The sequence below is a fragment of the Colwellia sp. MB3u-4 genome (assembly GCF_014077065.1).
Classification (GTDB): Bacteria; Pseudomonadota; Gammaproteobacteria; order Enterobacterales; family Alteromonadaceae; genus Cognaticolwellia.
This window is the reverse complement of the sequence record NZ_JACGVE010000071.1, coordinates 1-2,019: the sequence shown is the minus strand read 5'-3', so window position 1 is coordinate 2,019 and position 2,019 is coordinate 1. Positions and strand designations below refer to the sequence as shown.

General features: G+C 33.9%; 2 protein-coding genes. Both read left to right on the top strand.

All coding sequences use genetic code 11. The features are described from left to right. Positions 1–144: 144 nt before the first annotated feature. Positions 145–837, top strand: coding sequence for a hypothetical protein (locus H4J61_RS05165; RefSeq protein ID WP_182184236.1), 693 nt, complete (start codon positions 145–147; stop codon positions 835–837). Positions 838–943: 106 nt separating this feature from the next. Further along, positions 944–1,474 carry a hypothetical protein gene (locus H4J61_RS05160; RefSeq protein WP_182184235.1) on the top strand — a complete coding sequence of 177 codons (531 nt, stop codon included), beginning with the start codon at positions 944–946 and terminating at the stop codon, positions 1,472–1,474. The last annotated feature ends 545 nt before the right edge of the window (positions 1,475–2,019 follow it).

Below are 2,019 nucleotides of genomic sequence, written 5' to 3'. Positions count from 1 at the left end.
TTAACAATGCAAAAATTAAAATCGCCAAAAACGTAAACGTTTTTGATTGTTAAAAGAAAATAATCCAGTTAGAGTATTTTGATTAAATAATTATAATAAAAACGAGTAATTCTACAGGCTCGTTATGTAAATATGGAGTTTAAAATGTCTAGTGTTGATCCAATTAAGCTTTTAGAAAAAAGATATCAGGAAATATTAAATCAGTTTGATTTTTCTGAAATATATTCAGATAAACATTTATCAGGTGTTTTTTTAGCAAAACCTGAGGAGTCTTATTTTTCTGCGAGTAGAAAGGTCATGATTATAGGACAAGAGACTAGAGGTTGGAGAAAGAGGAGTTGTAAAATAAGGAATGGTTATAATACTGATCTCGAATCTATAGTTGACTCAATGAACGCGTCAGTAAATTTCAATTATAAAGAGCCTAAGAAATCACGCTTTCGCCAGTTTTATAAAAAAGCATCTAAAACTCTAAATCCAACATCTTCTAATCCTAAAAATTCAGCTGTATGGTCTAATCAATTCTGTATGAGTTTTAAAGAAAAGAGTCCGAGAAAGTCGGAATTATTTCCTCAAATACAAGAGTTATCATCTTTACTTTTAAAGGCTCAATTTGAAATATTAAAACCCGATGTTGTAATTTTCACTGTGGGTTCAGGCAGAGACTTTTTTATAAAAGAAACATTTAAACATGAAACTATTAAAGTAATAACTCCAAGAAGATTGTGGCACTTTAAAATAGGTGATACACATTGCTTCAGAGTAAACCATCCTAGATGGAGTGGTAGTTATCCGTACCTAAATGAAGCTATTGATTTAGCTAAAAAATTCACATAAGTCGTTTAAACGGAATAAAAACAGTTGGCCATCGCTTCGCGATTATAGCCAACCATTTTTATCCGCTTAACGAGGCGTTATAAGCCACAGGAAGTTTTGCGTTAACATGGTCGTTTCGAGAATCCTAAAAATAGAAAATCGTCAAGTGAACCTCTGGGCTTTAGTGGCGTTTTTCGTTATCGGTGTTTTAATCGAACTGGGTTTGGGTGTTCATTCATTTATCTATCTTTGCTTACTCGCTAGTTTTGTTTTTGCTGAAAAACAAGATCAACAATACTTCCAAGATCCCAATGATTTGGGTGAGTACTCTACTGAGTATTTACCTTCTTTATATCGTGCATTCATGGCTATCTCTTTTGTCGTTTTAGCTTATTCGCACTCAGCTCAAATCACATTGGATATTGCATTTTTTATTCTGTGGTCTTTGGGATATTCATTGCTTGGTTTTACCTCCACTTTTGTTCCTAAAAATGGTTTCAAAATTGGTGGTAATTACAAAGTAGCTCAGGTTTACTTTTTTATATTCTTATTAATTAATTTAGTGTTAATCTATTGGTTAATTACAAAATTCTCTGGTTTTAATTGGTTAAGTTCAGTAATTACAAAACCGTTAAGCTTGGTAGCAAGTGGCTTATAACAAGAACATCAAACGGAAAATGATCTTCCCCCGCTTTAACGGACACCAAAATCTAACTAAAGATGAGGTGTTCTATGCCAAAGTACAGTTGGCTAGTTCCGCTCCGCTACACATTTTAGCCAACTACAATTTGCCCCTTAATAGGGCGTTGAGGCTGTAGAATAACTAATTCAGCCAAAACGACTAATATTTTGTACTCCTGTATCGAACCGTAGACGATTAACTCGATACAGGCAATGCATTTAGTACCCCTATTTTATAGGGTAATTCATAATTAACGAGTTATTCTACAGCCTCGTTATCGATACAAAATCTAATCTAAATTCAATTTTAGTCACTTGATGTTAATGTCTATACGGTGGCAAAAGTTAGCGTTCAGAAACGAAATGCGACTGGCGGCTTTGAGCTTAAACCAGCCCCATAAACAAGTTGAGTATTTTGGTTAAAATCAACCTGAATATGATCATGGTTTCACAATAACTCAATGACCGCTTATGGCTCAGCCTGTGTGAAAACGTTTTGATCACTTTTTCGAATAAGCACCG